21 protein-coding genes are annotated in these 26,299 nt (G+C 73.4%); 7 read left to right on the forward strand and 14 right to left on the reverse strand.

Annotation, left to right across the window (positions count from 1 at the left end; genetic code table 11):
• Positions 1-22 precede the first annotated feature (22 nt).
• From MFF61_RS18715 to hutI, 5 genes are all read right to left on the reverse strand, one after another.
• Entirely contained in the window at positions 23-2,020 is a 1,998-nt protein-coding gene (locus MFF61_RS18715; RefSeq protein WP_238236933.1) for a methyl-accepting chemotaxis protein, read from the reverse strand.
• 346 nt (positions 2,021-2,366) lie between these two features.
• Positions 2,367-4,046, reverse strand: a complete 1,680-nt coding sequence (hutU, locus tag MFF61_RS18720) for a urocanate hydratase (RefSeq protein WP_238236935.1) — start codon at positions 4,044-4,046, stop codon at positions 2,367-2,369.
• Positions 4,043-4,858 carry an N-formylglutamate deformylase gene (gene hutG / locus MFF61_RS18725; protein WP_238236936.1) on the reverse strand — a complete coding sequence of 272 codons (816 nt, stop codon included), beginning with the start codon at positions 4,856-4,858 and terminating at the stop codon, positions 4,043-4,045. The genes hutU and hutG overlap by 4 nt, the downstream gene beginning before the upstream one ends.
• Positions 4,855-6,402, reverse strand: coding sequence for a histidine ammonia-lyase (hutH, locus tag MFF61_RS18730; protein WP_238236937.1), 1,548 nt, complete (start codon positions 6,400-6,402; stop codon positions 4,855-4,857). Before hutH ends, hutG begins: the two co-directional genes overlap by 4 nt.
• The gene (gene hutI, locus MFF61_RS18735) at positions 6,399-7,601 is read right to left on the reverse strand and encodes an imidazolonepropionase (RefSeq protein WP_238236938.1); all 1,203 of its coding nucleotides are present in this window, start codon (positions 7,599-7,601) and stop codon (positions 6,399-6,401) included. Before hutI ends, hutH begins: the two co-directional genes overlap by 4 nt.
• 97 nt (positions 7,602-7,698) lie before the next feature.
• Here hutI and MFF61_RS18740 point away from each other — a divergent pair, with 97 nt between their 5' ends.
• The 6 genes from MFF61_RS18740 to MFF61_RS18765 all read left to right on the forward strand — a co-directional run bounded on the left by MFF61_RS18740 (position 7,699) and on the right by MFF61_RS18765 (position 14,000).
• Positions 7,699-9,072, forward strand: coding sequence for a formimidoylglutamate deiminase (locus tag MFF61_RS18740; RefSeq protein ID WP_238236939.1), 1,374 nt, complete (start codon positions 7,699-7,701; stop codon positions 9,070-9,072).
• On the forward strand, positions 9,069-9,776 hold the full coding sequence (hutC, locus tag MFF61_RS18745) for a histidine utilization transcriptional repressor HutC (protein ID WP_238236940.1): 708 nt from the start codon (positions 9,069-9,071) through the stop codon (positions 9,774-9,776). Before MFF61_RS18740 ends, hutC begins: the two co-directional genes overlap by 4 nt.
• A gap of 134 nt (positions 9,777-9,910) precedes the next feature.
• The gene (locus MFF61_RS18750; RefSeq protein ID WP_238236941.1) at positions 9,911-10,609 is read left to right on the forward strand and encodes a uracil-DNA glycosylase; all 699 of its coding nucleotides are present in this window, start codon (positions 9,911-9,913) and stop codon (positions 10,607-10,609) included.
• A 109-nt stretch (positions 10,610-10,718) separates the two neighbouring features.
• Entirely contained in the window at positions 10,719-11,828 is a 1,110-nt protein-coding gene (locus MFF61_RS18755) for a lysylphosphatidylglycerol synthase domain-containing protein (protein WP_238236949.1), read from the forward strand.
• Positions 11,829-11,918: 90 nt separating this feature from the next.
• Complete coding sequence (locus tag MFF61_RS18760; RefSeq protein WP_238236977.1) at positions 11,919-13,142, forward strand: ATP-binding protein; 1,224 nt, start codon at positions 11,919-11,921, stop codon at positions 13,140-13,142.
• Positions 13,143-13,190: 48 nt separating this feature from the next.
• Positions 13,191-14,000 (forward strand): hypothetical protein, encoded by an 810-nt coding sequence (locus MFF61_RS18765; protein ID WP_238236952.1) that lies wholly within the window; start codon positions 13,191-13,193, stop codon positions 13,998-14,000.
• Between the two features lie 52 nt (positions 14,001-14,052).
• On the opposite strand, the gene MFF61_RS18770 is transcribed toward MFF61_RS18765, so the two are convergent.
• Complete coding sequence (locus tag MFF61_RS18770; RefSeq protein WP_238236953.1) at positions 14,053-14,430, reverse strand: hypothetical protein; 378 nt, start codon at positions 14,428-14,430, stop codon at positions 14,053-14,055.
• A 388-nt stretch (positions 14,431-14,818) separates the two neighbouring features.
• Entirely contained in the window at positions 14,819-15,493 is a 675-nt protein-coding gene (locus MFF61_RS18775) for a DUF1007 family protein (protein ID WP_238236954.1), read from the reverse strand.
• A gap of 124 nt (positions 15,494-15,617) precedes the next feature.
• Here MFF61_RS18775 and MFF61_RS18780 point away from each other — a divergent pair, with 124 nt between their 5' ends.
• Positions 15,618-18,038: a heavy metal translocating P-type ATPase gene (locus MFF61_RS18780; protein WP_238236955.1), complete on the forward strand. Its 2,421-nt coding sequence runs from the start codon at positions 15,618-15,620 to the stop codon at positions 18,036-18,038.
• Between the two features lie 54 nt (positions 18,039-18,092).
• On the opposite strand, the gene MFF61_RS18785 is transcribed toward MFF61_RS18780, so the two are convergent.
• From MFF61_RS18785 to gntA, 7 genes are all read right to left on the reverse strand, one after another.
• The gene (locus MFF61_RS18785; protein WP_238236957.1) at positions 18,093-19,739 is read right to left on the reverse strand and encodes an ABC transporter ATP-binding protein; all 1,647 of its coding nucleotides are present in this window, start codon (positions 19,737-19,739) and stop codon (positions 18,093-18,095) included.
• Positions 19,736-20,602: an ABC transporter permease gene (locus MFF61_RS18790; protein ID WP_238236964.1), complete on the reverse strand. Its 867-nt coding sequence runs from the start codon at positions 20,600-20,602 to the stop codon at positions 19,736-19,738. The genes MFF61_RS18785 and MFF61_RS18790 overlap by 4 nt, the downstream gene beginning before the upstream one ends.
• Complete coding sequence (locus tag MFF61_RS18795; RefSeq protein WP_238236967.1) at positions 20,599-21,540, reverse strand: ABC transporter permease; 942 nt, start codon at positions 21,538-21,540, stop codon at positions 20,599-20,601. Before MFF61_RS18795 ends, MFF61_RS18790 begins: the two co-directional genes overlap by 4 nt.
• A gap of 10 nt (positions 21,541-21,550) precedes the next feature.
• Entirely contained in the window at positions 21,551-23,128 is a 1,578-nt protein-coding gene (locus tag MFF61_RS18800; protein ID WP_238236968.1) for an ABC transporter substrate-binding protein, read from the reverse strand.
• 265 nt (positions 23,129-23,393) lie between these two features.
• Complete coding sequence (gene egtD, locus MFF61_RS18805; protein WP_238236969.1) at positions 23,394-24,323, reverse strand: L-histidine N(alpha)-methyltransferase; 930 nt, start codon at positions 24,321-24,323, stop codon at positions 23,394-23,396.
• The gene (locus tag MFF61_RS18810) at positions 24,320-25,282 is read right to left on the reverse strand and encodes a N5-glutamine methyltransferase family protein (protein WP_238236970.1); all 963 of its coding nucleotides are present in this window, start codon (positions 25,280-25,282) and stop codon (positions 24,320-24,322) included. The genes egtD and MFF61_RS18810 overlap by 4 nt, the downstream gene beginning before the upstream one ends.
• The gene (gene gntA / locus MFF61_RS18815; RefSeq protein WP_238236972.1) at positions 25,279-26,040 is read right to left on the reverse strand and encodes a guanitoxin biosynthesis heme-dependent pre-guanitoxin N-hydroxylase GntA; all 762 of its coding nucleotides are present in this window, start codon (positions 26,038-26,040) and stop codon (positions 25,279-25,281) included. Before gntA ends, MFF61_RS18810 begins: the two co-directional genes overlap by 4 nt.
• Between the last annotated feature and the right edge of the window lie 259 nt (positions 26,041-26,299).

The following is a 26,299-nucleotide window of genomic DNA, read 5'->3' on the forward strand; positions in this document are numbered from 1 at the left end:
ACACCCGGCCTTCGGGCCGCGCTCACGCCGCCTGGATGGCCCCGAGGAAGCGGTCGACCTCCCGCTTCACCGCGAGCGACTGCGTCGCGAGGTCCGCCGCTGCCGACAGCACCTGCCCGGCGGCGCTGCCGGTCTCGTCCGAGGCGGCCAGCACCTTGGCCATGGTGGCCGAGACGGCCTGGGTGCATTGCGCCGCCTGCGTGGCGCTGCGCGAGATCTCGTTCGTGGCGGCCGTCTGCTCGACCACCGTGGAGGCGATCGTGCCGGTGATTTTGTTGATCGACAGGATGGTGCGCCCGATCTGCCGGATCGCGCCCGCCGCCTGACCGGTGGCCGCCTGGATCGCGGCGATCTGGCCGCCGATCTCCTCCGTGGCGCGCGCGGTCTGGGTGGCGAGTTCCTTGACCTCGGCGGCCACCACCGCGAAGCCGCGGCCGGCCTCCCCGGCCCGCGCCGCCTCGATCGTGGCGTTGAGCGCCAGCAGATTCGTCTGGCCGGCGATGGACGAGATCATCGTCACCGCCGCGCCGATCCGCTCGGCGGCCTCGCCGAGCCCTGCCATCGCCGCGTCGGTGGCCTGTGCCTCCCGGGCGGCGTCGCCCGCCACCTCGTTCGAGCGCAGCACCTGCCGCTCGATCTCCTGGAGCGAAGCCACCATCTCCTCGGCGGAGGCGGCCACCGTCTGCACGTTGACCGCCGTCTCCTCGGCCGCGGTGCTGGAGGCGAGGGCCTGCCGGCTGGTGCCGTCGGCCACCGCCGTCATGCTGCGGGCGGTGGCGTCGAGTTCGGTCGCCGCCGAGGTCACGACCTCGAGGGAGGCGGCGACGCTCTGCTGGAAGCTCCGCACGAGCGCGTCCACGCGGTCGGCGCGGCGCTGGCGGGCCGATTGCTCGGCGGCCTGCGCGGCTTCGAGGTCGAGGCGGGCGATCGCGTTCTGACGGAACACCTCGACGGCCTGAGCCATCTCGCCGATCTCGTCCCGCGCCTCCCGCGAGGGCACGGCCACGGCGGTGTCGCCTTCGGCGAGGCGCTTCATCGCGATGGTCATGCCGGCGATGGGTCGCAGGATGCTGCGGGCGATCACGGCGGCGAGCCCCACGCCGAGCAGGAGCAGGGCGCCGATCAGCCCGAGCTGGATCCCGCGGGCACGCTCGACCTCCGCGGTGGTCCGGGCGATGATCTCCGCGACGGCCGCCTCGATATGGGCGCGCACGGCCGACACCTCCTGCTCGACCGCCGCGGCCCGCGGCTTGATGGCCGTGTCGTCGATCGACCGGCTCTCGCTCATGGCGCGGTCGGTGGCTTGGAAAGCGACGACGTAGGCCGCGAGCGCCTGCTCGACGGCCGTCAGGCTCGGCCCGAAGAAGTTTCTAGAATCGAGGCTGCGCATCGTCCCGAGCTCAGCCTCGGCGCGGGCTACGTTGGTCTTGAAGGCCGCCGGTCCCGACGGATCGCGCGTGGCGAGGAAGCGCCAGTTGGAGATGCGTACGAGCAGCATCGTGTTCTCCAGGGTCGCCGCCTGGACCTCCTGCGCGTCGTTGCCCCGCTGGCGCACCTCGGCGAGGAGCGCGTTCGTCGCCTGCGTCAGCGCTTCGCCGCCCTTCACCAGCTTCTCCCGCCACTCGACGCTCGCCGTCCCGGCGGCTCCGAGGCGCTGCACATCGCCCTTCAGCTCCGCGGCCGTGCCGCGCAGGCGCTCGTAGAGGGTGCGCCGCTCTGGGGACACGGCCTCACGGACGAGGCGATCGGCGAGGGTCTCGATCGCTTGCCGCGTCTCGCCGAGCGCCGCGAGCCCGGCGGGCTTGGTGGTGGCGCGATACTCCTCGGCCTGTGCGGCGAGGCGGGCAGCCAGCCCGTTGATCGCCAGGATATCGCGCGCGATGCCTTCGAGGCGGCTTCGCTCCGTGTACTGGTCGGCGACGGAGCCGAGCTGATGATGCGCGAAGCCGCCGAGGCCCGCCGTGATCAATGAGAGGCAGCCGAAGCCGGCATAGAGGTGGGAGCGGATACCAAATTTCATGGCTGGTCGGGCCGCCTGACGAAGGGTCGGGGAGAGAAGTTCTGGCACAAGCCAAGTTAACACTCGCATAACTCAGAAACTCTGACGCCGTATCGCGTGTGGATCGGCTCGCTAAAGTCGAAACCCTTGGGTGAGGCAGGCGCAATTGACGCACGTCGAGGGCGCCGGACGCCGACCCCGGAGGCTCCGGGCGAATCGTCCTTACCGAAGTCAGGCCGCCCATCGGACCGCGGCGGGCGGATGACGATCAGGCGCGATCCTCGCACGCCCGCCATGCCGCACGCCGACCGGCGCAGGTCCGGTGCTCCTCCCGGCCCGGGCGTCGGCCTTTGCGTCCGCCGCTGCCTCAGCCGAGGCTCGGCAGCGCGAGCCCGTGCGCGCGGGCGCAATCCCGGGCCTCCTCGTAGCCCGCATCGGCGTGGCGCATCACGCCGGTGGCCGGGTCGTTCCAGAGCACCCGTTCCAGGCGGCGGTCGGCGGCCTCGCTGCCGTCGCAGACGATCACCATGCCGGCATGCTGCGAGAAGCCCATGCCGACGCCGCCGCCGTGATGCAGCGACACCCAGGTCGCCCCCGAGGCGGTGTTGAGCAGGGCGTTCAGGAGCGGCCAGTCCGAGACGGCGTCGGAGCCGTCCCGCATGGCTTCGGTCTCGCGGTTCGGCGAGGCGACGGAGCCGGAATCGAGATGATCGCGACCGATGACGATCGGCGCCTTCAGCTCGCCGCTCCGCACCATCGCGTTGAAGGCGAGGCCGAGCCGGTGCCGGTCGCCGAGGCCGACCCAGCAGATCCGGGCCGGCAGGCCCTGGAACCGGATCTTGTCCCGGGCCATGTCGAGCCAGCGGTGGAGATGCGCGTCGTCCGGCATCAGCTCCTTCACCTTGGCGTCGGTGCGATAGATGTCCTCCGGGTCGCCCGAGAGCGCGCACCAGCGGAACGGCCCGATGCCGCGGCAGAAGAGCGGGCGGATGTAGGCCGGCACGAAGCCCGGGAAGGCGAAGGCGTCGGCGACGCCCTCCTCCAGGGCCATCTGGCGGATGTTGTTGCCGTAATCGACGGTGGGCACGCCGTCCCGGTGGAAGCCGAGCATCACCCGCACCTGCTCGGCCATCGAGCGCCTGGCGGCGGCCGCGACGCCGGCGGGGTCGCTCTCGCGCCGCGCCTCCCATTCGGCCACGCTCCAGCCCGCCGGAAGGTAGCCGTTGACGGGGTCGTGCGCCGAGGTCTGGTCGGTGACGCAATCCGGCCGCACGCCCCGGCGCCGGATCTCGGCGAAGACCTCGGCGGCGTTGCCCAGCAGCGCCACCGAGCGCGGGGTGCGCGCCTGGGCGGACTCGGCCACCAGCGCCAGCGCCTCGTCGAGGTCGCAGGCCTGCACGTCCACGTAGCCGGTGCGCAGGCGGAACTCGATGCTGGAGGCCCGGCACTCGACGGCGAGGCAGGAGGCGCCGGCCATCGTGGCGGCGAGCGGCTGCGCGCCGCCCATGCCGCCCAGACCTGCGGTCAGGATCCAGCGTCCGCCGAGGTCGCCGCCGTAATGGCGCCGGCCCATCTCCACGAAGGTCTCGTAGGTGCCCTGCACGATGCCCTGGCTGCCGATGTAGATCCAGGAGCCGGCCGTCATCTGGCCGTACATCATCAGGCCCTTGCGATCGAGCTCGTGGAAATGCTCCCAGGTCGCCCAGTGCGGCACGAGGTTGGAATTGGCGATCAGCACCCGCGGGGCGTCCGGATGGGTGCGGAAGACGCCCACCGGCTTGCCCGACTGCACCAGCAGCGTCTGGTCCTCGTGGAGGTCGCGCAGGGCCGCGACGATCCGGTCGAAGCTCGCCCAGTCCCGGGCCGCCCGGCCGATCCCGCCATAGACCACGAGGTCACCCGGGCGCTCGGCCACGTCCGGATCGAGGTTGTTCATCAGCATCCGCAGCGGAGCCTCGGTGAGCCAGCTCCTGGCGCTGAGGTCGGTCCCGCGGGGGGCGCGGACGATGCGGGCGTTGTCGATGCGGGGCGTGTCGCTGGGGCTCATGGCGCGCGGGCTCCGAAGGCGAGGCAGGCGGAGAGGACGCGTGCCAGGGCCGCCGCGACCGGCGCGGCGTAGGCGGGATCGTAGGCGGGCGGCCACGTCCCGGGGCCGACCGGTCCCACCGGCTCGGCGAGGTAGGCCCGGCAGGCGAGTTCCATCTGCACCGCGTGCACCCCGTCGCCGGGCCGGCCGTAGGCGCGGGTGATGTAGCCGCCGCGGAAGCGCCCGTTGCTTACCCACGACAGGCCGGTCGCGTCGCAGATCGCCTCGATCCCGGCCTGCAGCCCGGGATCGCAGCTCGCGCCGCCGTTGGTGCCGATGTTGAAATGGGGCAGCAGGCCCGGGAACAGCCGCGGGATCTCCGAGCGGATCGAGTGCGCGTCGTACAGGACGATGCGGGGGTGCATCCGCCGCAGCCGGGCGATCTCGGCCTGGAGCGCCGCATGGTAGGGGTCGAACCACGTCGCGCGCCGCCGGCCGGCCTCTGGCGCCTGCCCGTCCCGGTACAGCGCCTCGCCGTCGAAGGTGGTGGTCGGACACAGCTCCGTCGTCGCCTGCCCCGGATAGAGCGAGGCCCCGGACGGGTCCCGGTTCACGTCGATGACCGTGCGGGAGATCGCCGTGCGGACGATCGTGGCGTCGAGATCGTCGGCGAAATCATAGAGCCGGTCGACGAACCAGTCGGCGTCCTTGCGGGCGAGCCAGGGCGAGACGAGGCCGGCTTCGATCTCCGCCGGGATCTCGGTGCCGGTATGGGGCAGGCTGACGACGAGGGGCGCCGTGCCCTGCCGGAGGGTGAGCCAGGGGGGTGTCATGCGCTCGATCCCAGGCCGACCGTCGGCAGCCCACCCCCCGCCGCTCTCGCCACCGCGCCGCTGCGCACGAGGTCGGCCGCCGCCGCGATGTCGGGATGGACGTAGCGGTCCTCGTCGAGATGCGGCACGGCCCGCCGCACCAGCGCGCGCACCCGCTCCAGGGCCGCGCTCGACGTCAGCGGGGCGAGGAAGTCGCAGCCCTGCGCGGCGGCGAGCAGCTCGATCCCCACCACCGCGACGGCGTTCTCGACCATCGGCAGCAGGCGCCGCGCCCCGTGCGCGGCCATAGAGACGTGGTCCTCCTGGTTCGCCGAGGTCGGGATCGAGTCGACGCTCGCCGGATGGGCGCGCTGCTTGTTCTCGGAGACGAGGGCGGCCGCCGTCACCTGCGGGATCATGAAGCCGGAGTTCAGGCCGGGCCGGGGGGTGAGGAAGGCCGGCAGCCCGGAGGAGAGGGCCGGATCGACGAGGAGCGCGATGCGCCGCTCCGAGAGCGAGCCGATCTCGCACACGGCGAGCGCGATCATGTCGGCCGCGAAGGCCACGGGCTCGGCGTGGAAGTTGCCGCCCGACAGGGCCTCGCCCGTCTCGGGGAAGATCAGCGGGTTGTCCGAGACCCCGTTGGCCTCCGTCTCCAGGGTGGCGGCCGCCTGCCGCAGCAGGTCGAGGGCGGCGCCCATCACCTGCGGCTGGCAGCGCAGGCAGTACGGGTCCTGCACCCGCTCGTCGCCGACGAGATGGGAGGCACGGATGGGCGAGCCGGCGAGCAGGCTGCGCAGGGCGGCCGCCGCCTCGATCTGCCCGCGATGGCGGCGCAGGGCATGGATGCGCGGATCGAACGGCGTGTCCGACCCCCGCGCCGCGTCGACCGAGAGAGCCCCCGCCACCAGCGCGGCGCGCAGCAGGTCCTCCGCCCCGAACAGGCCCGCGAGCGCGTAGGCGGTGGAGAACTGCGTGCCGTTGAGGAGGGCGAGCCCCTCCTTCGGCCCGAGCTCGGCGGGCGCGAGGCCCGCCCGCGCCAGCGCCTCGCCGGCCGGGAGGCGCACGCCCTCGTGCTCGCATTCGCCGACCCCGATCATCGCGGCGGTCATGTGGGCGAGGGGCGCGAGGTCGCCCGAGGCGCCGACCGACCCCTGCTCCGGCACGATCGGCGTCACGCCCCGCGCCAGCATCGCGTCGAGGAGCGCGACGGTGTCGGGCGACACCCCGGAGGCGCCCTGGGCGAGGCTCGCGAGCTTGAGCGCCATCATCAGCCGGGCCACCGGCACCGGCATCGGCGCGCCGACCCCGGCGGCGTGGGAGAGCACGATGTTGCGCTGGAGCGTGGCGAGGTCGCCCGCCGCGATCCGCACGCTGGCGAGCTTCCCGAAGCCGGTGTTGATCCCGTAGACGGGTTCGCCCCGCGCGACGATCGCCGCCACGGCCTCGGCGCCGCGCGCGATCACCGGCGCGCAGGCCGGGTCGAGCCGCAGCGGAGCGCCCGCCAGGATCGCCCGCCAGGCGGCGAGCGGCACCGCGCCGGGGGTGAGGACGACCGCGCTCACCGGCCCCTCCACACGCGGGCGTGCAGCGGGTTGAAGCCCATCCGGTAGACGAGCTCGGCCGGCCGCGCGATGTCCCAGATCGCGAGGTCGCACCACTTGCCGGCCTCCAGCGTGCCGGTCTCGGGCAGGCGCCCCAGCGCGCGCGCCGCCTCGCGGGTGACGCCCGCGAGGCATTCCTCGACCGTGAGACGAAACAGCGTCGCGCCCATGTTGAGGACGAGGAGCAGCGAGGTCAGCGGCGAGGTGCCGGGGTTGCAGTCGGTGGCGAGCGCCATCCGGGTGCCGTGGCGGCGGAAGAGGTCGACCGGCGGCACCTTGGTCTCGCGGATGAAGTAGAAGGCGCCCGGCAGGAGCACCGCCACCGTGCCGGCGCGGGCCATCGCGGCGGCGCCCGCCTCGTCCGCGTATTCGAGATGGTCGGCCGAGAGCGCCCCGAACCGGGCCGCGAGCGCCGCGCCGCCGAGGTTCGAGAGCTGGTCGGCGTGGAGCTTCACCGGCAGCCCCAGCGCCTGCGCCGCCGTGAACACCCGGGCCGTCTGCTCGGGCGAGAAGGCGATGCCCTCGCAGAAGGCGTCCACCGCGTCGGCGAGCCCGTCCCGCGCCATCGCGGGCAGCATCGCGTCGCAGACGCGTGCGATGTAGCGGTCCTTGTCGCCCTCCTCCGGCGGCAGCGCGTGGGCGCCGAGGAACGTCGTCGTCACCGCGACGGGGCGGGCCTCGCCCAGCGCGCGCGCCGCCCGCAGGCTCGCGGCCTCCGCCTCCTGCGACAGCCCGTAGCCCGACTTGATCTCGACCGTCGTCACGCCCTCGGCGAGGAGCGCGTCGAGGCGCGGCAGCGCGCTTCCCACGAGATCGGCGGGCGCCGCCGCGCGGGTCGCCCGCACCGTCGAGACGATGCCCCCGCCCGCCCGCGCGATCTCCTCGTAGGTCGCCCCCGCGAGCCGCGCCTCGAATTCCTGCGCCCGGTCGCCCCCGAACACCAGATGGGTGTGGCAGTCGATCAGGCCCGGCGTGATCCAGCGGCCCTCGCAGGCCACGATCTCGGGGGCATCGAGCGGCGGGGCCTCCGCGGCCGGCCCGGCATAGAGGATGCGGCCGTCGCGGGCCGCCACCACCCCGTCCTCGACGATCCCGAGGCCGGGCCGGTCCGCCGCCAGGGTCGCCAGACGGGCTCCGCGCCAGATGCGGTCGCACTGCATGGGGTCACCCCTTCGGCCCGGTGGCTTCGTGCGTCGAGTATGTATAGACATAATCGGCCGCGCGAAGCCTTGTCCAGCGCGCACCGGAGGGCGATCGATGGCACGGCTCTGGTTCCGCTCCGCCCTGCTCCCCGACGGGTGGGCCGAGGGGGTCGCCCTCGCCATCGCGGACGGGCGCATCGCCGCCGTCGCGCGCGGCGTGCCGGCGGCGGCGGGCGACGAGAGGGCAGAGATCGGCCTGCCGGGCTTGACCAACCTGCACAGCCACGCCTTCCAGCGCGGCATGGCGGGCCTCGCCGAGACCCGGGGTCCGGGCCCGGATTCGTTCTGGACCTGGCGCGAGGTGATGTACCGCTTCGTCGACCGCATGGACCCGGACGATGCCGAGGCCATCGCCGCCCAGGCCTATGTCGAGATGCTGGAGGCGGGCTTCACCCGTGTCGGCGAGTTCCACTACCTGCACCACGATCCGGCCGGGGCGCCCTATGCCGATCGCGCCGAGATGGCCGCCCGGATCGCCGCCGCCGCGCAATCCACCGGGATCGGCCTCACCCTGCTGCCGGTGTTCTACGCCCATGGCGGCTTCGGGCCGGGGCGGGGCGCCCCGCCCGCCCCGCCGAGCCCCGGCCAGCGCCGCTTCCTGTCGGACCGCGACGGGTTCGCCGCGCTGATGCGCGACAGCCGCCGGGCGGTGGCGGAGCTTCCCGATGCGGTGGTGGGGATCGCCCCCCACAGCCTGCGCGCCGCGACCCTGGACGACATCGCGGCGATCCTGCCGCTGGCCGAGGGCGGACCGGTCCACATCCACGCGGCCGAGCAGGTGCGGGAGGTCGAGGAATGCCTGGCCGCGACCGGCGCCCGCCCGGTGGAGCTGCTGCTCGACCGGGCCGGCGTCGACCGGCGCTGGTGCCTGATCCACGCCACGCACATGACGGCGGCGGAGCGGCGCCGGTTCGCGGCGAGCGGGGCGGTGGCGGGTCTCTGCCCGATCACCGAGGCCAATCTCGGCGACGGCGTGTTTCCGCTCGCCGCCTTCGCGGGGGAGGGGGGATTGGTTGGGATCGGCAGCGACTCGAACGTGCTGATCTCGGCCGCCGCGGAACTGCGGCTCCTCGAATACGCCCAGCGCCTCACCGGGCAGGCCCGCGCGGTCGCGGCGACGCCCGCGCATCCGTCGACCGGGCGGGCGCTGATCGAGGCCTGCCTCGCGGGCGGGGGCCAGGCGCTCGGCGCGCCGGGCGGCCTCGCCGTCGGGCACTCCGCCGACATCATCGCCCTCGACCCGGACCATCCGGCGCTCGCGGCGCGCAGCCGGGATGCGTGGCTCGACGGCTGGATCTTCGCCGCGCGCGAGGGAGGGGTGGAGCAGGTCTGGCGCGCGGGGCGCCGCGTGGTCGCGGACGGGCGCCACGTGGCCCGCGAGGCGGTGGCGGCGCGCTTCCGGGCGACGCTCGCGAGGCTCGCCGCATGAGCCGGGCCGCGACGCTGGGCGAGCGCATCCGCGGCGAGATCGAGACCCGGATCCTCTCCGGCGAGTGGCCGCCGGGGCACCGCATCCCCTTCGAATCCGAGCTGTCGGCCCTCTACGGCTGCTCGCGCATGACCGTGAACAAGGTGCTGGCCGGTCTCGCCGAGGCGGGACTGATCGAGCGCCGCCGCCGCGCGGGCTCCTTCGTGGCCCAGCCCGCGCTGCAATCGGCGGTGCTGCGCATCCCCGACATTCCGGCTGAGATCCAGGGCCGCGGCGAGGCCTATGCGTTCGAGCTGATCGACCGGCGCACGCGGGAATCCGGCGCCCACGAGCCCCCGGCCGCGGGGCTGATGCCGGGCCTCGCCCTTCTCGACCTCACCTGCCGCCACCTCGCGGACGGGCGCCCCTTCGCCTACGAGGAGAGGCTGATCAGCCTCGCGGCCGTGCCCGCCGCCGCGCAGGCGGATTTCACGGCGGTGCCGCCCGGCACGTGGCTGCTGCAGCACGTGCCCTGGACCCAGGCCGAGCACCGCATCACCGCCGTCAACGCCGCCCCGCGCCTCGCCCGCGCCCTCGGCCTTCCCGCCGGCGGCGCCTGCCTGTCGGTCGAGCGTCGCACCTGGCGGGGTCCGGAGACCCTCACCTACGTGCGCCAGACTTTCCGGGGCGACGCCTACAGCCTGGGGGCGCGGTTCTCGCCCTGACACGCTCGCGGTGAAACCGGGGCCGGTGCGCGGCCGTTGGCCCGGTTCGGCGCGGGAGGGCGCGATGACCGGCAGGCGGGCGAAGGGGCGCGGACCGATCGAGGAGAAGCGCGGGCGCGGCGCAGCACCGGCCCATGCGTGAGCCGGCCGCCCTCCCGCCGCTCGTCGGCACCGATCCGCCCGCCCGCCCCAAAGCCCTCGCCGATCCGGCGGCCGTCGCGGCGCGCCGCGCGCTCCTCGAAGCGCCCCACCTCGCCCCCTTGCGCGCCCTGGCCGAGCGCATCCGGGCCGAGCGCGAGGCGCCGGTCCCCGAGCCCGATCCCCTCGACGGGGGCATTGCGGCGCGGCTGCTGCTGCTCCTCGAAACCCCCGGCCCCGGCATCGCCCGCACGGCCTTCGTCTCCCGCGACAATCCCACCGGCACCGCCGCCAACCTCTTCGGCTTCCTCGCCGAGGCCGGCATCGCGCGCGCCGAGACGCTGATCTGGAACGCGGTGCCCTGGGTCATCCACGCCCCCGGCGCCCGCAACCGCGCGCCGCGCCCCGGCGAGATCCGGCAGGCCGTCCCCTACCTCGTCCCGCTCCTCGACCTGATGCCGCACCTCGCCGTCGCGGTGCTCGCCGGCCGCGTCGCGCAGACGCTCGCGCCGGTGCTGGCTGCCGCGCGCCCGCGCGTGGCCGTCATCGGCGTGCCGCATCCGAGCCCGACCTACGTCTGCACCAGTCCGACCGTGCCCGCGCGTATCCGCGCCGGCCTCACCGAGGCCGCCCGCCGCCTCGCCGCGGCGCCTTGCCCTCCCGTCCGTCTGGCCATCGCGTCCGGGAGCGCCTAAATGGCGGTCTCAAGCGGGGCTCGGTCGGAGTGCCGCCGAAGGTGCCGGCGGCGCACACCGTCCTCGACGGGAGCGCGGCCGGCGGCCAGCGGAGTCGGACGCCGACGACATGAATTTCGCCACGCAGGACAAGCATCTCGCCCGGGCCGCGCCGACCGCGCCGCCGCGCGACGCCGATCCGGCCGGACAGGATCCGGGCGATCCGCCCGTCGGCGCCGAGCCCGGCGACAGGTCCGGCCGCCGCCGGCGGCGCTACGCCTGGATCGGCACCGCGGCGAGCGCGGTGCTCTTCCTGATCTCGCTGGGGGTCCTGTACGAACTCGTCTCGACGGTGACGTGGTCGGAGCTGCGCTCCGCCTTCACGGCGGCAACGGTCGAGCAGGTCAGCCTCGCGATCCTGCTCGTCTGCGTCAGCTACCTGTTCCTCACCTGCTACGATGCGCTGGCGCTGCGCCAGCTCGCCATCCGGGTGCCCTACCGGACCACGGCGCTCGCCTCGTTCACGAGCTACGCGGTGAGCTTCAACCTGGGCTTCCCGCTGCTCACCGCCGGCACCATCCGCTACTGGATCTATTCCGGCCAGGGCCTCAGCCCGGGGCGGATCGCGGCCCTCACCATCGTGGCGGGCTTCACCTTCTGGCTCGGCATGGGGGCGGTGCTCGGCCTGAGCCTGCTGCGCGAGGCCGAGCCGCTCACGCGCCTCACCTACACCAGCACGCGCTTCAACCTCGGGCTCGGCCTCGCCGCGCTCGCGGGGGTGCTCGCATATCTCGCCTGGGTCACGGTGAAGCGGCGCAGCGTGAAGGTGAAGGGCTGGCGCCTCGAACTGCCGGGGCTCGGCCTGTCCCTGAGCCAGATGCTGGTCGGGGCGGGCGACGTCTGCGCGGCGGCGGGCGTGCTCTACGTGCTGCTGCCGCCCGGGCACGGGGTCAGCTTCGAGACCTTCCTGGCGATCTACGTGGTTGCGGCGATGCTGGGCATCGCCAGCCACGCGCCCGGCGGGCTCGGGGTCTTCGAGGCGACGATCCTGCTCGCCCTCTCGGGGCTGCCGCGCGAGTCGGTGCTCGGCGCATTGCTGCTCTTCCGCGTCTGCTACTACCTCGTCCCGTTCGTGGTCGCGCTCGCGGCGCTCGGCGCCTACGAGATCGCCAAGCGCGTCCGTCTCACCCCCCGCGAGGCCCCGGACGACGACGGGGCCGATGGCGGCCCGGCGGGCTGAGCGGTGCCCTTCGATCCCGGCCGTCCCGGTCCGAGCGCCCACCGGGCGGCGTGGCGCGGCGCGCTCGTCGCCGGGCTCCTCGTCCTCGCGATGGCGGTCCTCAGAAGCGGCGTCGATCCCTGGCTCTGCGCGGGCACGGGCTGTGCCGTGCTCCTGGGCGGATGGCTGGCGAGCCCGCGCGGGCCGGCGCCGCGGCCGCGGGCCGAGGCCGCCCGCGAGGCCCGCCACAGCCTCGCCGAGGCCCTGCTCGCCAACATCCCCGACCCGGTGATCCTGATCGACCGCCGGGCGCTGGTGATCGAGGCCAACGCCGCCGCCCGCGCCCTGCTGCCGACCCTGCGGGCGAAATACCCGCTCTCCTTCGCCCTGCGCGATCCGGCGGTGCTCGACGGCATCGCCACCGTGCTCCACACCGGCGGGCCGCTCAAGACCATCTACGCGCCGCGGGTGCCGACCGAGCGCACCTTCGAGGTGCAGATCGGCGCCATGCAGGACGCGGCGGGATCCGACCGCCCGCCGAACGTGGTGCTGTTCCTGCGCGACCTCACCTCGGCCGAGCGCCTGGAGACCATGCGGGTCGACTTCGTGGCCAATGCCAGCCACGAGCTGCGCACCCCGCTCGCCTCGCTGCTCGGCTTCATCGAGACCCTGCAGGGGCCGGCCCGCAACGATCCGGCCGCGCGCGAGCGCTTCCTCGGCATCATGCGCGAGCAGGCGTTGCGCATGACGCGGCTCATCGACGACCTGCTCTCGCTCTCGCGCATCGAGCTGCGCGCCCACGTGCCCCCGACCACGCCCGTCGAGGTGGTGCCCCTCGTCCGCCAGATCGTCGATTCCCTGAACCCGCTCGCCCTGGAGCGCGGCGTGCGCGTCACGCTGATGGCCGGGGAGGGGCCGCACCGCGTGCTCGGCGACCGCGACGAGATCCTGCGCCTCGTCGAGAATCTCGTCGAGAACGCCGTGAAGTACGGCGGCGGCCGGGTGGAGGTCGCGGTGGCGCGCCTGCCGGGGGCGGAGGGCCGCCAAGCCCAGATCGAGGTGGCGGTGCGCGACGACGGCCCCGGCATCGCCCCCGAGCACGTGCCGCGGCTGACCGAGCGCTTCTACCGGGTCGACGCCGCGTCGAGCCGCCAGCAGGGCGGCACCGGCCTCGGCCTCGCCCTCGTCAAGCACATCCTCAACCGCCACCGCGGGCGGCTCGCCATCGAGAGCGAGCCGGGCCAGGGGGCGACCTTCCGGGCCGCGATCCCGGCCCTGCCCGAGGAGCCGGCGGCCGCACGCTCCCGGCCAAGCGGTGGCGAGACGGTTCCTTAACCATGACGGCGGCACCATCCGTGTTCGGAGGGATGCCGGGAGCCGCCGATGATCGTCCGACCAGCGCTCTGCGGGCTCGTCCTGCCGCTCATCGCGCTCCTGCTCGCCGGACCGGCCGCGGCCGGGGATTGCCGGGCCAAGGCCGTCGACATCCTGAAGGCCGCATCGCCGAACGGCTACGCGATCTTCCAGCAGGTCGCGGACAAGGCCTTCTTCCGCACCTGGATCGATTGTGATGATGCGCAGTACGGTCTTCCGACCGCGGTGCACGAATCCGTCCACATGATCACCGCGGACGCCGACGCCTATCCGCTGGTCGGCGGCGGGTCGGTCAAGCGACCGCCCGAGGACACCACGCTGCTCGCGCCCGCCCGGATCGCGCGGCAGTTCCGGCCGAGCCTGTTCGTGGCGACCTACCTGCGCCCGGGACGCGCGACCTCCGCGGAGGATGTCCGCTACCTGCTCGACGAACTCAACGCCTATACGCACGACCTCGACACGGCGCTGGCGCTCGACGCCCTGCACGATCCGACCGTCCAGGTGTCCCACCGCGACGGTCTCGCGGCGCTGATGAGCTTCGTCGCCCTATACATCGAGGCCGCCGCGACCGATCCTCCGACCTGGACCGGGCTGAAACGTTCCGAGACCAGGGCCGCCGTCGCGGCGTTGTGGGGCCAGGCGGAGCGCACCATGCTCGCCTCCTGCCGCATCCCGGGTCTCGGCAGCGAGGACAGGACCTTTCTGAGCAAGCTGTGCGCGGTCGATCCGCAAGCCGCGCTCAAGCGGCTGCTCGGGCGGCCCGCATTGTGCCCCAAGGCCTGTCTGGAGGCCGGGCCCAGGACGGCCAGTCGCGATTGACGGAATCGACCGGATGCGGGGACCGGACGCCGCCGCATCCGGACGCGCCGACTCAGTGGCAGCCGCAGCCGTGGTAGACGTTCTGGACGCTGTTGGTGTGCACGTAGTGCGCCGGGAGGTGCTGCACCCGGGACACGCTGACGTTGCGGATGACCGGAACGGTGTGGTGGTGAACGCGCGTGACGGTGTGCACCCGCACGATCGGCCGGACGCGGGTGATGTTGTAGATGTGGCGTGTCTTGTGCACGTAGTGCGTGCGCTGCACGTTCCGGTACTGGATCTTGTTCACCATCTTGTTGACGGTCCGATAGTTGTAGACCGGAGCCACCGGACCGCACCGGCTGCAGCGGGCATTCGCCTCGACCGAAGTTCCGAAGAGGGTGAAGGCCGCGATCAGGGCGGCACAGACGGCAGTGAAGTACCTTGCCATAGTCGAATTCCTTGCTGCAGAATTGCATCGGTTCCGACCTATCAAACCCGATTCCACCGTCCAAGTCGGATCCACGGTCTACGTAGTATTCCGAAGGGCACAGTTAGAGGCGCCTTAAGGCGAAGTCCGCGATCGACCGGACATCATCGCGCCTGGGGACGCGACGCGCGGCATTCCTCTGGGAACGCAGCGGACCGATTTTGCCACGCCTCCGATGATGGGTCCCTCGACTTCGTGCGAGCCTTCCGCGGAGGGCAGCGGCAGGGCTGTGCCCGGAGATTTGTCGCCGAAGGACCGCCTCAGCAGAAGCGCACGGGGCGATTCTGCTGAGGCTCTGATGGGGCATCATGTTCGCCGCCGAACCGGTGGCCGCTTCGGCGCATGATGCTTAAGGGCAGGCGACGAGCACCCGCCCGGCGTAATCCGCCCCCGTCGCCGCCGCGGCGGCCGGGCGGGCCGTCGCCTCCGCATCCGGGATGATCTGCTCGCCCTCGCGCGCCTCTCGGGCCGGCCGGGTGAGTTTGAGGAGGCAGGCAGGACCGCCCGTGAGCCGCACCGCATCGGCCTCGGGCGGGAGACCGAAGGCGACGTAGAAGTCCGGATCGAGCGTGGCGAGGACGAGGGTGCGCACCGCCTCGCCGCGCGCCTCCGGCGCCAGGGTGAAGGAGAGGGTGAGGCGCCCGTCCCGATAGGCGGCGCGGGCCTCGCTCGGCGCGGCGAGGCGCAGGGAGCGCCCGTTCAGCTTTGCCTGCACGAAGGATCCGCTCTCGCCGAGCGCCCGGGCGCGGCTGCGGGCCAGCTCCGCCAGCTTCTCGGGGTCGGGCACGCCGTCGCGCCGCGAGTCGAGATTGAGCACCGCGAAGGCCGAGTAGGCCGGGTCGAAGGTCCAGGCGAGCCGGAGCGCCACCAGGGACTTGGCCTCGTCGAGCACGATCTCGGTGCGGGCCTGCACCCAGACGTGCGGATGGGCCTGGGCCGGCGCGGGCACCAGGGCTGCGCAGAAGAGCATCGCCGGCAGGGCCGTGCGGGCGCCGGGCGCCCGCGTCGTTCGGTTCGATCGCATGCCCGCGCTGTCCCGCGCCAGCGCGGCGAAACCATGTTCGCGGCGCAGGGGTGCCGCGATGGAGCCACCGTGCCGCCTCGCCTCGCCGCTTCCCACATGCGAGGGTGAGCCAGGATCCACCGTGATGACCGCGCCCGCCCGCCGCCTCAGCCTTCCCGTCGAGGGGATGACCTGCGCGTCCTGCACCGGCCGCGTCGAGCGGGTGCTGCGCGCCGTGCCGGGCGTCTCCGGCGTCGCCGTGAACCTCGCCACCGGCCGCGCCACCCTCGACCTCGCGCCCGACAACGATCCGGGTGCCGTCGCGGAGGCGGTGGCGGAGGCGGGCTACGCCATCCCCGAGCGCACGCACGCGTTCGTGGTCGAGGGCATGACCTGCGCGTCGTGCACGGGCCGAGTCGAGCGGGTGCTGCGCGCCGTGCCGGGGGTGCGCGAGGCGAGCGCCAACCTCGCCACCGGCCGGGTGAGCGTGCGCCATCCGGATGGTCTCGTCACGGCGGCGGCCCTGGAGGAGGCGGTGGCACAGGCGGGCTACGCCCTGCGCCCCCTGCCCGAGACCCGCCCGCAGGCGCCGGCGGGCGCCGCCGAGGCGGACGCGTTGCGCCGCGATCTGATCTGGGCCGGAATCCTGTCGCTCCCGGTCGTCGTCCTCGACATGGGGGCGCACCTCGTGGGCCACGCCCTGCTCGCCCCGGGCTGGGGCGCCGCCCTGCAGGCGGGTCTCGCCACCCTGGTGCTCGGGGGGCCGGGGCGCCGCTTCTTCCGGCGCGGGGTGCCCGGCCTGCTGCGCGGCCACCCGGACATGAACGCGCTGGTGGCGCTCGGCACCGGGGCGGCCTACGGCTATTCGCTCGTCGCCGTGCTGGCGCCGCAGCTCCTGCCGGCCGGCACCGCCCACGTCTACTTCGAGGCGTCGGTCCTCATCGTCACGCTGATCCTGCTCGGGCGCTTCCTCGAAGCGCGGGCGAAGGGCCGCACCGGCGCGGCGATCGCGCGCCTCGTCGGACTCTCGCCCAAGACCGCGCGGCTGCTGCGCGACGGCACCGAGGCCGAGGTGCCGGTGGCCGAGCTGCGCCCCGGCGACCGCGTGCGCGTGCGCCCCGGCGAGCGCCTGCCCGCCGATGGGCGGGTGGTGGCGGGTGCCTCGGCGGTCGACGAGAGCATGATCACCGGCGAGCCGGTTCCGGTGCGCAAGGGCGCCGGGGCGCCGGTCACCGGCGGCACCGTCAACGGCACCGGCAGCCTCGACGTCGCGGTGGAGCGGGTCGGGGCCGACACGGTGCTGGCGCAGATCGTCCGCATGGTCGAGGCGGCGCAGGGCGCCAAGCTGCCGATCCAGGCGATGGTCGACCGGGTCACCGGCTGGTTCGTGCCGGTGGTGCTCGGGCTCGCCCTCCTCACCTTCCTGGCGTGGCTCCTGCTCGCGCCGGGGCCGTCGCTGGGGCTCGCCCTCGTCAACGCCATCGCGGTGCTGATCATCGCCTGCCCGTGCGCCATGGGACTCGCGACCCCGACCTCGATCATGGTCGGCACCGGCCGGGCGGCGGAGCGCGGGGTGCTGTTCCGCAACGGCGCGGCCCTCCAGGCGCTGGAGGGGGTGCGCGCCATCGCCTTCGACAAGACCGGCACCCTCACGGAGGGGCGGCCGGCGCTCACGGACCTGACGGCGGCGCCCGGCCAGGATGCGCCGACGGCGCTCGCCCACGCGGCCGCCCTCGAAGCCCGCTCCGAGCACCCGCTCGCCCGCGCGGTGGTCGAGGCCGCGCAGGCGAGGGGCCTCGCGCTTCCGCCCGTCGAGGCCTTCGAGGCCGTGCCGGGCTTCGGCCTGACGGGCCGGGCCGGCGGGCGGGCGGTGGCGGTGGGGGCGGCGCGCCACATGGTCCGCCTCGGCCTCGACGTCGCGCCCTTCGCCGAGGAGGCGGCGCGGCTCGGGCAGGCGGGGCGCTCGCCCCTCTACGTCGCCCTCGACGGGCGGCTCGCCGCGATCCTGGCGGTGGCCGACCCGGTGAAGCCGACCGCCGCGGCGGCGATCGCGGCCCTGCGGGCGCGAGGCCTCGCCGTCGCGCTCGTAACCGGCGATGACCGGCGCACCGCGGAAGCAATTGGCCGGACGCTCGGCCTCGACGCCGTGCAGGCCGAGGTGCTGCCCGAGGGCAAGCTCGCGGCGGTGCGGGCGATGCGCGCCGCCCACGGCCCGGTTGCCTTCGTGGGCGACGGGATCAACGACGCGCCGGCCCTCGCCGAGGCGGATGTGGGCATCGCGCTCGGCACCGGCACCGACGTGGCGGTGGAGAGCGCCGACGTGGTGCTGATGGGGGGCGATCCCGCCGGCGTGGCGGAGGCGCTGGCCCTGTCGCGCGCCACCATGCGCAACATCCGCCAGAACCTCTTCTGGGCCTTCGCCTACAACGCCGCCCTCATCCCGGTCGCGGCGGGCGCGCTCCACGCCCTCGGCGGCCCGCTCCTCTCGCCGGTCTTCGCCGCGGGCGCGATGGCCCTGTCGAGCGTGTTCGTGGTCGGCAACGCGCTGCGCCTGCGGCGGGCGTGAGCGCGGGATTCCTTCCCGCGCGGGATCCATTCCCGCGCGAGCCCGGCGTTGCCTTCAGGAGCCGGCCGCCCCGCTCGCGGCGGGCGGGTCCGCCTCCACCCGGTGGGCGCCCGGCGCGGCGGCGAAGAGGGCGCGCGTGTAGGCGTGGCGCGGCGCCGCGAAGACCGCGGCGGTCTCGCCCTCCTCCACCACCTGCCCGTTCAGCATCACGATCAGCCGGTCGCACAGGCGGGCGGCCACGCGCAGGTCGTGGGTGATGAACAGGATCGCGAGGTTCAGCCGCTCGCGCACGCTCTCGAACAGGTCGAGCACCTGCGCCTGGACCGAGACGTCCAGGGCCGAGACCGCCTCGTCGGCGATGAGCAGGGCGGGCTCCATCGCCAGTGCCCGGGCGATGGCGATGCGCTGGCGCTGGCCGCCCGAGAATTCGTGCGGGAAGCGGTCGAGCGCGGAGGCGTCGAGCCCCACGAGGTCGAGCAGGCGGCGTGCCCGCTCGAAGGCTTCCTCGCGCGGCAGGCCGTAGTTGCGCGGCCCCTCGGTGATCGCCTGCCCGACCGTGCGGCGCGGGTTGAGCGAGCGGTAGGGATCCTGGAAGATCACCTGCACGCGCCGCCGGTAGGGGTGGAGCGCCCGGCCTGAGAGCGGGGCGATGTCGGTGCCGTCGAGGCGGATCTCGCCCCCGGTCGGGTCGACGAAGCGGGCGACGCAGCGCGCGAGCGTCGACTTGCCCGAGCCCGATTCGCCGACGATGCCGAGGGTCTCGCCCGGCTGCAGCGTCAGCGTCACCCCGTCGAGCGCCCGCACGGTGCGGCCCGCGCGCGAGAACAGCCCGCCGCCATAGGTCTTCTCCAGCGCCCGCGTGTTGAGCACCGGGGCGGTCGCGGCCGGGCGCGGCCGGGGCGGCGGCGGCGTCGCGGAGGGCACCGCCGCGATCAGCATGCGGGTGTAGGGGTCGCGGGGGGAGCGCAGCACGGCGGCCGCCGTGCCCTCCTCCACGAGGCGTCCGCCCTTCATCACCGCGACCCGGTCGGCGATCTCCGCCACCACGCCGAAATCGTGGGTGATGAACAGGATCCCGGCGTCGCGCCGCGCCTGCAACTCGCGCATCAGCCGCAGGATCTGCGCCTGCGTCGTGACGTCGAGCGCGGTCGTCGGCTCGTCCGCGATGATCAGCGCGGGGTCGTTGGCGAGCGCCATCGCGATCATCACCCGCTGGCGCTGGCCCCCCGAGAGCTGGTGCGGGTAGGCGCCCGCCATCCGCTCCGGGTCGGGCAGGTGCACGTCGCGCATCAGCGCGAGAACGCGGGCCCGGCGCTCCGACCCCGAGAGCCGGTCGGCATGGGCCTCCAGGATCTCGTCGATCTGGGCGCCCACCTGCAGCACCGGGTTGAGCGCCGTCATCGGCTCCTGGAACACCATCGCCATCCGGCCGCCCCGCAGGGCGCGCAGCCGGGCGGGGCTGGCCTTCACCACGTCCTCGCCCTGGAGCAGGATCTCGCCGCGCGACGGCTTGAGCACCGGGGGGAGCAGGCCCATCACCGCGTGGGCGGTGACCGACTTGCCCGAGCCGGATTCGCCGACGACGCACAGGATCTCGCCCGGCGCCACCATCAGGGAGAGGCCCTCCACCGCGTGCGCGCGGTCGGAGAGGCGCGGCAGCGGGATCGTCAGATCCCGGATGGCGAGGACCGGCGCGCTCATCGCAGCGCCCCCACGCGCCGGGCGATGCGCGGATCGAGCGCGTCGCGCAGGCCGTCGCCCAGGATGTTCACGGCGAGCACCGTGGCGGCAACGCACAGGCCCGGAAACAGGATCACCCAGGGGGCGAGCTGGAAGGCTTGGCGCCCCTCCGCCATGACGTTGCCCCAGCTCGGCACCTCGGTCGGGATGCCGGCGCCGAGGAAGCTCAGGATCGCCTCGGTGAGGATCGCGGAGGCACAGACATAGGTGCCCTGCACGATCAGCGGCGCGATGGTGTTGGGCAGGACGTGGCGCCACAGCAGCAGCGGCAGGCGCGTGCCCGCCCCGATCGCCGCCTCGACGTAGGGCTCCTCGCGCACGCTCAGCACCACGCCGCGCACGAGCCGCGCCACGCGCGGGATCTCCGGGATCGTGATCGCCACGATCACCGTGAGCACGCCGGCGCCCGAGAGCGTCACCAGCGCGATGGCGAGCAGGATCGAGGGAATCGCCATCACCCCGTCCATCACCCGCATCACCACGGTGTCGAGCCAGCGGATGTAGCCGGCGACGAGGCCGATCGCCAGCCCGAGCACCACCGCGGTCAGGGCCACCGCGGCGCCGATGGCGAGCGAGACCCGGGCGCCGTAGACGACGCGGCTGTAGACGTCGCGCCCGAAGGCGTCGGTGCCGAACCACGCGGCCCCCGAGGGCGGGCGCAGGCGCAGCCTCGGGCGCAGCTGGATCGGGTCGACGGTGCCGAGCCAGGGGGCGGCCAGGGCCGCCACCAGGACCACGAGCAGCACCGCGAGGCCGAACAGCACGCCCGGGTGGCGCAGGACCGGCGGCAGGGTGCGGGCGGGCGCGGCGGCGGGCGCGCTCAATAGCGGATCCTCGGGTCGAAGAAGAGATAGGTGAGGTCGATCGCGAGGTTGATCAGCACGTAGAGCCCCGAGAACAGCAGGATCACCCCCTGGATGACCGGGTAGTCGCGGGCGAGCACCGCATCGACGGTGAGGCGCCCGAGGCCGGGCAGGTTGAACACGCTCTCGGTGACGACCACCCCGCTGATCAGGAGCGCGATGCCGATGCCGATCACCGAGATCACCGGCACGGCGGCGTTGCGCAGGGCGTGGCGGGAGAGCACGCGGCTCTCGCGAAGCCCCTTGGCCCGGGCGGTGCGGATGTAGTCCTCGCCCAGCACGTCGAGCACGCTCGCCCGCGTGGTGCGGGCGATGAGCGCGATGTAGATCGCCGACAGGGTCAGGGTCGGCAGCACCAGCCGCTCGATGAAGGGGCCGAACCCCTGCGTGATGCTGACGTAGCCCTGCACCGGCAGGAGCCTCAGGTGCATCGCCAGCCCGAAGATCCAGAGGTAGCCCAGCACGAAGACCGGCACCGAGAAGCCGAGCACCGAGAAGGCCATCACGCCCCGGTCGATCCAGGTGCCGTGCCGCCACGCCGCCACGACCCCGAGCGGCACCGCCACCAGCACCGCGAACAGGATCGTGGTGGTGGCGAGCGCCAGCGTCGGCTCGATGCGCTCGCCGATCAGCCGCGTCACCGGCTGGTTCGACAGGATCGAGGTGCCGAGGTCGCCGTGCAGGAGGCGCCAGATCCACGAGCCGAATTGCTGCAGCATCGGCTCGTCGAGGCCGAGCCGGGCGCGGATCGCGGCGATCTGCTCGGGCGTCGCCGCATCCCCCGCCAGGATCGCCGCCGGATCGCCGGGGGCGAGGCGCAGGAGGGCGAACACCACCACCGCCACCACCCCCATGACGGGCAGCGTCGCGGCGAGCCGCCCTGCGACGAACCGGAGCATCGGCGACGCCTCACTGCTTCTCGATGTTCCAGAACACCGGCGCCGGCCCTTGGAGGATGCCCTTGAGGGAGCTGCGCACCGCGAGCGGGGAGGTGTACTGCCCCGTGGGGAAGTAGGTCGCGACCGCGTAGGCGCGCGTCTGCACCTCGGCGGCGATCGCCTTCTGCTTGGCCGGATCGGTCTCGCGGGCGTAGGCGTCGCGCAATTTCTCGATCTCGGCGTCCTCCGCCCAGCCGAACCAGCCGCCGACCTTGCCCTTGGCGTTCACCCCGACATTCGCGATCGGGTTCAGCATGTCGGCGTTGACCCAGGTGGTGTGGAAGATGTTCCAGCCGCCCTGGTCCACCGGATCCTGCTTGGCGCGCCGCCCGACCAGCGTCTGCCAGTCCATAGACTGAAGGTCGACCTTCATGCCGATGGCGCGCAGGGCCTGGGCGGTGACGGGGCCGAGCGGCGCCACGATGGCGAGGTCGGTGGGCTGCATGATCACGACCGGCCGGCCGTCGTAGCCGCCCTCCTTGAGGAGCTGCTTGGCCTTCGCGAGGTCGGGCTTCATCGGCGCGCCGGCGTCCGTGGCGTTCGGCGTGCCGCAGACGAACATGGCGAGGCAGGGCTGCATGTAGTCAGGGTTGCCGATCTGGGCGTCGAGATAGTCCTGCTGGTTGACGGCGTGCAGCACCGCCTGCCGGATCTTCGGGTTGTCGAAGGGCGGATTGAGCCAGTTCATCCGGACCATGCCGGAGAAGCCGAGCGGATTGTAGTTGTTGATGACGACGCCCTTGGCGCCCTTGAGGATGTCGAGGAAGTCGTGCGGCGGCTGCTCGATGTAGTCGATCTCGCCGTTGATGAGGGCGTTCACGGCGGTCTGGTAGTCGGGGATGTTGATCCACTCGACCCGGTCGAGCTTGGCGAGCTTGCCGCCCGCGAGCCAGCTCGGCGGCTCGGCGCGCGGCACGTAGTCGGGGTTCTTCTCGTAGACGACCTTGAGGCCGGGCTGGAACTCGGCCTTCACGAAGCGGAACGGACCCGAGCCGATCTCCTCCGGCACGTTGCGGTCGGCGGGGGTCTCGGCGATGCGCTTGGGCATGATGAAGGGCACGTTCGACGACGGCTTGCCCAGCGAGGCGAGCACGAGGCCGTAGGGCTGCTTCAGGGTCAGCGTGAAGGTCTTGTCGTCCACGGCCTTCAGGCTCGCCGTGTATTCCATGAGCTTCTGGCCCATGCCGTCGCGCTTGCCCCAGCGCTGGAGCGAGGCGATGCAATCCTCGGCCGTGACCGGCGCGCCATCATGGAACTTCAGCCCGTCCCGGAGCGTGAAGGTGTAGGTCAGCTTGTCGTCGCTGACGGAAAAATCCTTCACCATCTGCGGCTTGATCTCGAACCGTTCGTCCGTGGCGAACAGGGTGTCGTAGATCATGTAGCCGTGGTTGCGGGCGATGTAGGCCGTGGTGATGATCGGATCGGTGATGCGCAGGCCGGAATGCATCACGGCCTTGAGCACCTTCTTGTCCTGCGCCGCGGCCGGGCCGCTGAGCACCAGGGCCGCCCCGAGCGCGACCGCCACACGCCTCGTCAGTCCTGCACGCATTCCCGTTGGTCCCCGTTGGCGTCCAGGCGCGGCATGCACGGCGCAGGCCACGGCCACCGGCATGGGACCGGATCGCGCCGCCCGAGTCCAGCGGTCATTGGGCGTGTTGCATGGGGTCCGGCAGGGAATCCACGCCGGCGATGCCCGGCATGGCGCGCGGACGCCCCCGGATCCGCAGCCTTGCGTCGAGGCCGCACATGCAGACCACCTTGAGCGTGCAGCCGGTCGCCTGCGCCGCCGGATCGGGACGCCGAGCGGCGTCGGCTCACGCCCCGCGCAGCAGGTGCAGGCTGAACGTTCCGGCCTCGTCCACCCACACGGCCTCCGGCGTCCAGCCGGCGCGGCGCGCGATGTCCTGAAAGGCGGAGGGCTCGTACTTGAACGAGTTGTCGGTGTGGAGGCTCTCGCCCGCCGCGAGGTGGAAGGTCCGGTCGCCGAGCCGGCAGGCGGTGTCGCGCGTGGCGACGAGATGGGCCTCGACGCGGAAAGGCGCCTCCAGGACCCGGGCCTCGTGCCGGAAGGCGTCGCGATCGAAGCCGGCCGCGAGTTCGCGGTTGGCCCGCGTCAGGAGGTTGAGGTGGAGCGCGGCCATCAGCCCGTCGCAGCCGCCATAGGCGCGGGCGAGCCGCGCCGGGTCGCGGGTCGGGTCGACGCCGATCAGGAAGCGGCTCGGCCCCAGGGTGTCGCGCACCCGCCGCATGAAGGCCACCGCCTGATCCGGCGCGAAGTTGCTGATGCTCGTGCCCGGAAAGAAGCCGAGGACCGGCCCGTCCGCGAGGCCGACCGGCAGCCGGATCGGTTGCGAGTAGTCGGCGTGGACCGGGCGCATGGCGATCGCGGGATAATCCGCGGACAGGCGCCGGATGGCGGCGACGAGGAAGTCCCAGGAGATGTCGAGGGCGACGTAGCGGGCCGGTGCCTCCAGCACGTCGAGGAGCGCGCGGATCTTGCGGCTCGCACCGCTGCCGTATTCCACCACGGTCGCCCCGCGCCCGACGCGGCCGGCGACCTCGGCGGCGACCGCGGGCAGCAGCGCCATCTCGCGATGGGTCGGGTAGTAGTCGGGATGGGAGCAGATGCGGTCGAACAGCGTCGAGCCGGTCTCGTCCCACAGGTACTTGCCCGGGAGCGCGCGCGGCTGCCCGGACAGGCCGGCGATGGCATCGCGCAGGAAATCCGCCTCGTCCGCGATCATCGGGCATCCCCGCTCGGCCCCGGGCGCGTCGCTTCGAGCACCACGAGGGCGATGCGCTCGACCTCCGCATAGGCCGGCCCGTCGAGTTCCTCGCCATAGGCGTCGGGATCGACCTCCCGGTACGACCAGTCGAGCCCGGCCCGCCGGCAGCGCTCGCCCGCCTCCCGCCGGAAGCCGTCCGCGCCCTCGACGATCGCGGCCCCGGTGAACAGGACCAGCGTGCCGCCCGGCGCGAGGCGGTCCGCCGCGGCCTCGATCACCGCCAGGGACAGGCCCGCCCCATGCCGGCCGCCCCCGTCCCGATAGGCGCGCTTGGCGGCATCGATCATGAACGGCGGGTTCGAGACGATGAGGTCGAACGGCCCCTCGACATCCGCGAGGAGGTCGCTGCGGCAGGGGTGGACGCGCACGCCCGCCAGCCGCGCATTGAGGGCGGCGGCGCGCAACGCCTTGTCGTTGACGTCGACGAGGAGGACTTCGGCCTCCGGCGCGCGCTTGGCGATCGCGATGCCGGCCGCGCCCGAACCGCAGCCGATGTCGACGGCCCGGCGCACCGGCCCGGGGCGGGCCGCCAGATGCGCGACCACCGCCTGCACGAACCGCATCGTGTCCGGGCCGAAGAACACCGCGTCGGCATCGAGCGGCGGATAGGCCGAATGCAGGAAGACCTCGCCGTCGAGGCTCGACAGGCGGAGGGTCGGCCGGAAGCCGTCGCCCTCCGGCACGGCCGCGCCCGCCCGGCGCATCGGATCGAGGAGGGCGGGCGGCAGCAGATCCGCGCGAAACGGCCTGCTCCAGCCGAACACGTCGCGCAGCGAGCGCGCGACGGCATTCCCGGGCCGCCGGTTCACCCGCGCATGGGTCGCGGGCGTCACCGTGGTGAAGGCGTAGCCGGATTCGCGGAGGGCGGAGACCAGGGCGAGCACGGCGTCCTCGGCGGCGGGATCATCCGGGATCATCGGCGGGAATCCCGCTGGGGCGCCACGAAGGCGCCGCTGCGCAGCGCCCGGGCGACGAGGTCGCCATCCGCAGGGGCGACCGCGCCCTTGCGGTGGAACGGGCAGGTCCAGCCCTCGTCCACGACCCGGCCGCTGTACTGGCGCGCGGCCGAGACCTGCCCGTGCGAGGCGAGCATCGGGTTCGGCGAGCCGGCCCAGGCGAGGTCCCGGGCCAGGATGGTGCGCCGCAGGGTGTCGTAGCGGCCCTCGGCGCGCAGCTGCTCGAATTGCTGGTGCAGGTTGAAGACCAGGGCGGGCGTCGCGAAGCGGCGGGCGGGCCGGCTGGCGCCCGGATGCAGGCCGACCACGAAGAAGCCCTCGCCGCCGAGACTGAGGGAGAAGTGCGGGTTGCCGGGATCGGACTGGACGCGCGGGTCGTAGTGCAGGCCCACGCGGCTGTCGTGGTCCGACAAGGCCTGCACGCGCGCCCAGAGATGCGTCTCGAACGCCTCCTCCGGCAGCGGGTCCTCGCCCTCGAACACCACCGCGAAGCTCCGGAACAGCGCCGGCTCCTCGCGGTAGCGCGCGATGAAGGCGAGAAGCGCGGGGTAGATCCGGTCGTCGTCGCGATCCGAGGCGATGTCGCGGGCGACGACGATGCGCAGGCCGCCCCGGCCGAGCGCCGCCTTGGCGCCCACGCACGGGAAGGGCTGCTGCCGGATGAAGTTTCTGAAGCGCTCGGCCAGGGGATGGCCGGCATCGTCCGAGGGCAGGGGCATGGGCACGCAGGTACGCGACGAAGGGAGGTCCGGCGGCAGCCGGACCGGCGAAGGATGAGCGCAGCCGAGGGATCATCTTGGCCGCTGAGGCAAAGGCACGCGACCAACTCAAGATAACGGGTCTTGTTCCGGAGGCATCTTCGCCGTGATGCCCCGGCCCGGTCGCTGGCTTCACCGTTATTGTTCGCCACATCGACCTTTCGGTCAGCCGGAGGATACAGTGAATATTGACGCAGATCCCGGCCTGTGGGGCAGGACG

Source organism: Methylobacterium isbiliense (assembly GCF_022179325.1).
GTDB classification, from domain to species: Bacteria; Pseudomonadota; Alphaproteobacteria; order Rhizobiales; family Beijerinckiaceae; genus Methylobacterium; species Methylobacterium isbiliense.